Source organism: Chamaesiphon sp. OTE_75_metabat_556 (genome assembly GCF_031378165.1).
GTDB lineage: Bacteria > Cyanobacteriota > Cyanobacteriia > Cyanobacteriales > Chamaesiphonaceae > Chamaesiphon.
Genome location: NZ_JANNDR010000441.1, coordinates 1 through 7,453 on the forward strand (window position 1 = coordinate 1; position 7,453 = coordinate 7,453).

At 48.5% G+C, this 7,453-nt stretch carries 7 protein-coding genes and 3 pseudogenes; 1 reads left to right on the forward strand and 9 read right to left on the reverse strand.

From position 1 onward, the window contains the following. The 9 genes and pseudogenes from RMO27_RS17955 to RMO27_RS18010 form a co-directional block, all read right to left on the reverse strand. On the reverse strand, positions 1–243 hold the full coding sequence (locus RMO27_RS17955) for an acetyltransferase (RefSeq protein WP_309735025.1): 243 nt from the start codon (positions 241–243) through the stop codon (positions 1–3). Between the two features lie 111 nt (positions 244–354). Continuing rightward, the gene (locus RMO27_RS17960; protein ID WP_309735026.1) at positions 355–831 is read right to left on the reverse strand and encodes a pyridoxamine 5'-phosphate oxidase family protein; all 477 of its coding nucleotides are present in this window, start codon (positions 829–831) and stop codon (positions 355–357) included. A gap of 112 nt (positions 832–943) precedes the next feature. After that, positions 944–1,420 carry a universal stress protein gene (locus RMO27_RS17965; protein WP_309735029.1) on the reverse strand — a complete coding sequence of 159 codons (477 nt, stop codon included), beginning with the start codon at positions 1,418–1,420 and terminating at the stop codon, positions 944–946. A 193-nt stretch (positions 1,421–1,613) separates the two neighbouring features. Continuing rightward, positions 1,614–2,068: pseudogene (locus tag RMO27_RS23950) on the reverse strand (ABC transporter ATP-binding protein); the annotation flags it as partial. Between the two features lie 6 nt (positions 2,069–2,074). Next, positions 2,075–3,413: pseudogene (locus RMO27_RS17980) on the reverse strand (ABC transporter permease). Positions 3,414–3,439: 26 nt separating this feature from the next. After that, positions 3,440–3,838 carry a photosystem II reaction center protein Psb28 gene (psb28, locus tag RMO27_RS17990; RefSeq protein WP_309735038.1) on the reverse strand — a complete coding sequence of 133 codons (399 nt, stop codon included), beginning with the start codon at positions 3,836–3,838 and terminating at the stop codon, positions 3,440–3,442. 245 nt (positions 3,839–4,083) lie between these two features. Beyond that, positions 4,084–5,663: pseudogene (locus RMO27_RS23955) on the reverse strand (efflux RND transporter periplasmic adaptor subunit). Positions 5,664–5,723: 60 nt separating this feature from the next. Continuing rightward, positions 5,724–6,071, reverse strand: a complete 348-nt coding sequence (locus RMO27_RS18005) for a hypothetical protein (RefSeq protein WP_309735044.1) — start codon at positions 6,069–6,071, stop codon at positions 5,724–5,726. Positions 6,072–6,212: 141 nt separating this feature from the next. After that, positions 6,213–6,524: a hypothetical protein gene (locus RMO27_RS18010; RefSeq protein ID WP_309735045.1), complete on the reverse strand. Its 312-nt coding sequence runs from the start codon at positions 6,522–6,524 to the stop codon at positions 6,213–6,215. A 212-nt stretch (positions 6,525–6,736) separates the two neighbouring features. Here RMO27_RS18010 and RMO27_RS18015 point away from each other — a divergent pair. Then, positions 6,737–7,453 (forward strand): DnaJ domain-containing protein (locus tag RMO27_RS18015; protein ID WP_309735048.1); only part of this gene is annotated, 717 nt, incomplete at its 3' end.

Here is a 7,453-nt window from a genome sequence, read left to right on the forward strand (position 1 = left end):
TTATGACACTGCCATCTTGTGTTGTCCGAGGTGAAGATGTTCTCGATAATGACCATCTAGCCAACAGATCGGTAATGATTCTTCAGACGGAAATCCCATTTCTACCTTGGTAAATAAGGCAGGATCTTGCAGTTCTTCGCCAGCATGAGCCATGCCGAGCACCTGAGTTTTAAAGGGATCAAACAGATCGCTGAGTTCGAGAATTTCAACAAGTATTTGAGTCGGTCGATGTAGTAAAAACATAGAAGACCTCTCTTGATATGAATATGGGTTTAAAGTACACACTAATAAATAAATCTAGTAACTGCTTAGTTCTTACTGTAGTGTAAAAACATGAGGAACTCGTGAGGATACTCACATCTGATGAGGTAAGTTTATTTCCTTTTTACTACTAATGCCATCAGTCATCCGTCCGCTCATCTGATAGTGAGAAATCCGATAGATGCTGCTTGTATCTGCGCGTCCCCAGGCATCGATCCAAGTGCGATTGATAGCCGGAGTAAGTGTAGGATTCTGCTGTTTAATCAGTTGCATAATTCGATCGATTTCCGACCGATCTACAACCCGCTCGACTCGACCCTTCACCATCACGCTCCGCCAATGCAGCGATCCGTGTACTTCTTCAACCTGTAGACAAACTTCTGGATTCACATCCATGCCATAAGTCTTGATCCCTTCGGTTGTAAATAGATAAATATCCGCACCTTCGAGATAATAGTGCATTGGAATCACCGATGGTTTTCCTTCATAGATGAAGCCGAGATGACCATACCCTACTTTGCGAAGTAGTTCACGGATTTCTTTGGCACTCATTTCATCGATATTTAGCATACTTATTCTCTCTAAAGATTCGATCGTAGGCACAGCCTCTGATGTAGGGAAATCGGTGATTTGAAATGGACAGCCTAGTTAGCTGAAGGTTCTACACGATCGGTAGATCGCGTCACTTTTTATCCATCAGCACAGAACAAGGAGCGTGATGGAGGACATAATTGCTGACGCTGCCGACGAGCAACTCATTGAGACCAGAAATACCCCTGTGTCCCATCACAATTAGATCGACATCTGACGACTGAGCAAATTCACAGATCTTTCGACCGGGGCCACCAGGTATCTGGTGAAATTCAGCGTTTATGCCTTCAGCAATTGATCGATCTGTCAGGGATTTTAATAGATCTAAACTTTGGGTTTTATAGTTTTGCCACTGTTCTCGATATATTTTGAGCAAGTCACTATCAGCAGCTTGAAAATATTCCAACCCAGTCGGCATCGGGATCGGTAGATTACTTTGTTCCTCGAAGGATATAACATGCAAGAGTGAGAGACTGGCATGATCGGCTTTCGCAATGTCGAGTGCTGTTTTGAAAACATCATGACTCGTTTCTGAGCCATCTATTGCCACCAAAATCTTCTTAAACATATAAACCTCTGGTTACTTTAGATCTTGTTAATAGCCTATTACAATCACTTTATGAAGATAGTTTGAGGAAGTTGTGAGCATTTTCAACAATTACCCCATCCACCATTTGGATGATCCGCTTTGTCCTCGCCGCAACATTGGCATCATGAGTAACGATTCTCATCCTGAGAGGCTACGCCAACGCGATCGTCGTACCTTGACCGACTTGGACTAAGGCTGCGGTGGCTCGATCGATCCGCTGGGCGCGGGAGACATCGGCATAGATCGTCGGTAACATGACATTCCCCAATGCGGTGAGGCGTGGCAATAGGTTGAACTGTTGAAATACAAACCCAATATACTGATTGCGGATATCGGCGAGTTCGTCATCATCTAAGGTGGTGAGATTTGTGCCATCGAGGAGATATAGACCACTACTGGGGCGATTCGGCTTAGGCCGACGCTACGCGAACGAGACAACCGATAATGTTCATTAGGGTCGATTTGCCCGAACCCGAAGCCCCCATAATTGCCACATATTCGCCTGACTCGTTGGCGTAGCCTCTCCGTCAGGAGAATCGATAGATCGATGTGTTTGAGGACAGGGACATCGATCTCGCCCAAGTGATAGGTTTTGGTAATGTTCTCCAAATAAATCATCGCTGCCATAGTTATTTACTCCCCATGTAGTGCCAAGATCGGGTCTAATTTGGCAGCATTACGAGCAGGAATACCGCCTGCTAACACTCCGACGATGAGCGAGAGTCCAAATCCGACCACCACCGACCACAGGGGCACGATAAAGGGGAATTTAAACGCAGCAGCAGCCACAAAAGCTAGGGCGATCCCGACCACGATGCCGATCGCGCCGCCAATATTCGCAATCACGATTCTCTTGCAGAGAGGCTACGCCAACGCTTCGATTAAAAATTGGTCGAGAATTGCGCCGCTAGTTGCGCCAACTGCTTTCCGCAGACCAATTTCGCGGGTACGTTCCATCACGGACACCAACATAATATTCGCGATGCCAATGCCGCCGACAACTAGCGAAATTCCGGCGATTATCGTTCCGATAGGCTTCGCCAACGCCCCGACCATCAGCGTAAATGACCCGACAATATTCGTGAAGGTATTGATGATATCTACTTGATTGGTAATCGTAAAATCATCCAGTTTGGGTGGACGAAGATGATGGCGCAGCCGCAGTACATTTGTAACCTGAAATTGTGCTGCTTCGAGTTGGTCGGCATCGCTAGATTCAACCCAAAACGCATTAATCGCGACACCTGAGAGGGCATTATTGCCGACAATCTGACCGGACATACTGGTGAGCGGCACATAAACCACATCATCCAGATTTTGCGGCCCCATCGAGCCTTTAGCTTCCATTACGCCGATGACGTGATAGCGTTTGCCGCGAATCCGAATGTCGGTACCGATCGCGGTTTCCGATGGGGCGAACAAGTCATCGCGAACTTTGGCACCGAGGACGACGACAGGTTTGGCATTATCCAAATCTTCTTGGCGAAAAAAAGCTCCCAATTGCGGCTGGATATTTTTCATCGCTGGATAGTTTAAATCCGTGCCCACAACAGTTGTGGCAATATTGATATCGCCTCGGACGATCTGAATATTCGATCGCTGTAAGACTGCTGCAACCCTCATCGCCGCTGGAACTTGTTTGGCGATTCTCCAAGGGGAGAGGCTACGCCAACGCCTGGGCATCTTGCCAAGTCAGGGTACTCGCCGAACCAGCCCCCTGACTGATGCCGACCGTTCTGGCTGCTGCGGCTGAAACCAGCATCACATTGGTACCCAGTGCCTGAATTTGTAATTCGGTCGCCTTTTGCACGCCTTGCCCGATCGACGTAATCATAATTACGGAGGAGATTCCAATAATGACCCCCAACATCGTCAATCCAGTGCGTACCTTATTGCTCCGCAGGCTTTCTACTGCCATCAGCAGGATTTCAAATAGTGAGATGCGGCGTTTGGGGCGACGGGCGGGACGCATCAATGATTTGCGAGGATATCTTGTTTTCAACTCTCTGCCTCCACTGCTGCTGTTGGTGAAGATTCGGCAAATGTCAGATCGTTTGCTTCTGAATAGCGACCCATAAATCCCATCAACCGCTCCCAATGATCGTCTCGGTCGATTTCAAAGGTAAATTCAAACCGCTTGAGTTCGTCATTTTCTTCCCCACCCCAAAAGAGTTTGGTGGACTTTGGCGCAACCGAAATCGTGCCCTCGCTATCGACGAGTCGCATGGTGTTGAACGATCGCTTGATGAAACTATTGCCCCGATCTAGAGCTTTTAAGGTTTGAAAAGTGAATTTAACAGAGCGCATTTCTGTAGAGGGATTGCGTCTTAAACTGACATTTTCCAACTCTTCGGCAATACCATCAAAAAATTCGATACTAGGAATTGTGTTTGGCATTTTCTTTCTCCTTCACGATCGAAGCTACCTAGAAATGCCTCCGAATAAATTCGGGGCTAGTGTTGCAAAGTCCGCCTGTCTTGAAAAGGTGCTCTACTTGGGGAAACCCCAAGACCGCACTTTTCGCTACGCGGACTGATTATTTAGTCCGCGTAGGCGGACTTTGCATTATGAGCAGCGATGCGCGCACGCCTTTGTTTCCCGACGGTTTAGCGCATCAAGACAGCGGTTAGAAACCGCTGAGGTTATCGAGCCTCCGCTCTACCTGGCGACATCGATGAAACTTTGCGGGTACCTGCTGGAAAGCTGAGTAACACCTGTTCATTGCCAGTTAAACCAGACTTGACTTCTGTTTTGTCATTGACCGTCGTTCCCACCACGATCGGCGTAAACACCGGATCGCCACCCTTTTTCGCCACAAATACACCCTGAGCGTCTTTCTGTTGAACGATTCTCGTTCCGAGAGGCTTCGCCAACGAGGCTGTCGGTACGACTGGGACTTGATTTAGTTCTCCAGCTTGAAAATCCACTGTTGCATTCATCCCTGCATGTAGTAGCCGTTGGGGATCGGCGACCGATACTTTTACTTCAAAACTGGTCACATTTTGCTGGACTAGGGACTGAGTAGCAACTTGCGTCACTTTACCCGTAAAAGTTTTGCCGGAATAAGCATCAAGTTTAATCGTCGCCGCCTGTCCGACGCGGATTTGGGCGATACTGGCTTCGGCTACCTGTGCCACAATTTCATTTGTGGATGCGAGGGACAGAATTGAAGATGACGTAGCTGAAGTCACTGCACTACCCGCCGTAGTTGGAGCCACGAATGCACCAGGATCGGCGTATTTCCAAGCGATAATCCCCGCGAAGGGGGCGCGAATCGCGGTATCGTCGATATTCCGTTGGACGATCGCCATTGCACCTTGGGCAGCCATCACCTGGGCGCGGGCTTGAGCGATATCTTCAGGACACGAGCCAGCTTTGAGCAGATTGAGTGCTGCTTGCCGCTGTTTGAGGACGCTTTTGGCTTGGGCGATATCTTCAGGGCGCGATCCGGCTTTGAGCAGATTTAGTGCCTGTTGAGCCTGCTCTACTTGCGCTTGAGCCGTCTCATGGGTCGATTTGGCATTACTGAGAGCTTGTTGCGAGATGGCTCCCTGTGTGGATAACTTTTGAGTACGAGTCAGATCTTCTTGAGCTTGTCTGTGGGTGACTGCGACTTTACTCAAATTGGCTTGCGCCTGAGCGATATCTTGCGATTACCTCCGGTAGGCTACGCCAACGATTTCCAGCCATCAACTTCTGCAAACTAGCTGTGGCTTCATCCAGATGCGCTTGCGCCTGGGCAATATCTTGCGATTACCTCCGGTAGGCTACGCCAACGACTCCCAGCAATGACCTTATGCAAATTTGCCTCAGCAGCCGCCAGGTTGCCCCGTGCCTGGAGCAATTGCCCTTGCAGGTTGGAATTATCCATATAGGCAACGATCTGCCCTGATTGCACGAATTCGCCCTCTTTCACCAGCAACCGTTTCAATACACCAGAAGTTTTCGGACTGACATTGACCGAACTTTCCGGTTGCACCGTGCCATTAGCCGACACCACGATCGTCAGATTGTCCCGCGTCACCGCTGCCGTCTGAATCTTGCGTTGTGCCCGCTGCTGCGGTACTGTCACCAATTGGTTGTAGGTAATATAACCGACGGTGCCAACGAGCGGAATTGCTACCAGCAACCCCAACAGCCATTTGTTGATTTTTGGCCGTTGGTGCAACTTCTCAGCCAGAGAATCGATACCTCTTTTTAAATTTAAGCTAATACTCAACATTTTTACCTCAAATTTCGGTTGAAAGGCGATTCTCTGTCGTCAGAGTCGATGCCGACGCTGTTATCTTCGGGGCATCATGTCGCGATCGCGACCCATGCCCCGATTGGCTTCTCGACTCACCTGAACGTAGGTTCTATAACCGCGCCGCTCTAGTCTTCGGGCGGCACGCTCGGCATCACGACGATTTACATGAGAGCCTTCTAGAGTCCATTGGCGGTCGCGGGATCTGCGGTAATAAACAGTAAACTGACGATCGCGATCTTGGTCGCGACGAAATTGGGCTAATCGCACATTCGGTTCCCCATTAAAATTCTGGTTAACTGTTTGTGAATCTAGTGCATTTGCGGCGACAGGCATAGTCACTAAAAATCCCGTGCATACTAGTGAAAACAGAATTATCTTGTTCATAAAAACCTTTCGATCTACATCTGCTTTAATCCTACGAACAACATGTGAGTTTCTTGTGAGCAAAAAGGTTAGATCGAGCCGATCAATAGCTTAATGCTTGTAGAAGTTCGCGAGATTCTCACATTTTTAATCTAAGTCGATCTAGCGACCCCCACTCCTCCGCCGTTCGGCTGCTGCAAGCGAGCGAACTTGGGTTCTAAAGCCACTCCGCTGCAATCTGCGGGCAGCACGTTCGGCATTGCGACGCTCGGCGTGGAAACCTTCTAAAGTCCATTTCCTGTCGCGAGGGCTGCGATAATGAACGGTATATCCAATTTGGTAGGGGGGACGAACTTGGGAAATTTGCACCTTCACTTCATCATCAAAATTCTGGCTAACTATTTGTGAATCCAGTGCATTTACAGTCAAAGGCATAGCCACTAAAAATCCCACAGATACCAGTGAAATTAGCATTAACTTGCTCATAAAAATCCTTTGTGTTTACCCACACATTCACTCTACAAATAATATGTGAGGTTCTTATGAAGGAACAAGATTGATCGACTAAGTTGTTGGATATTTTAACTTTTAAAGAAGTTCACAAGATCCTCACATTTAAAATCTAATGTAGATAGCAATAACACTGACAATTCAGAGCCAGTGCTGCTAGCTTGGAGAGGTAAATAATGCCAACTGCAACAGATTTTAAGGATTATTACGCTACTCTGGGAGTCAGCAAAACGGCAACTCCTGAAGAAATCAAACGAGCTTACCGCAAGATGGCTCGCAAGCTCCATCCCGACCTAAATCCTGGCGATAAAGAGGCAGAGGCAAAGTTTAAAGATCTCAACGAAGCAAATGAGGTACTTGCCGATCCAGAGAAGCGGGAGAAGTACGATCGATTTGGTCAGCATTGGGATCGACCTGGATATGGTGAAACACAACAGCCGCCCAGGGGAGCTAATGTCTCGACTGATGATTTCGATCGATATGACAACTTTGATGCGTTTCTCAACGATCTATTGGGTCGATCTGGACGACAAACTGCGACTAATCGAACGGCGACTGGGGGCTTTCGTTCTCAAGCTCCCGCCCCAGATACCGAAGCTGCGATCGCGCTGACGTTTGCTCAAGCTTTTCACGGCGTTCAGCAGCGACTCCAACTCGCCGATGACACGATTAATGTCCGCATTCCCGCAGGTGCCAAACCGGGCAGTCGGATTCGGCTCAAAGGTCGAGGTCGCCCTAGTCCGTTTACTCAACAGCGGGGCGATTTGTATCTCACCATTGAAATACTACCCCATTCTTTCTTCCGATTCGAGGGCGATAACCTGGTTTGCGACGTGCCGATTCGCCCCGATGAAGCGGTGTTAGGGGCAGAAATTAGCGTGCCGACACCCGAT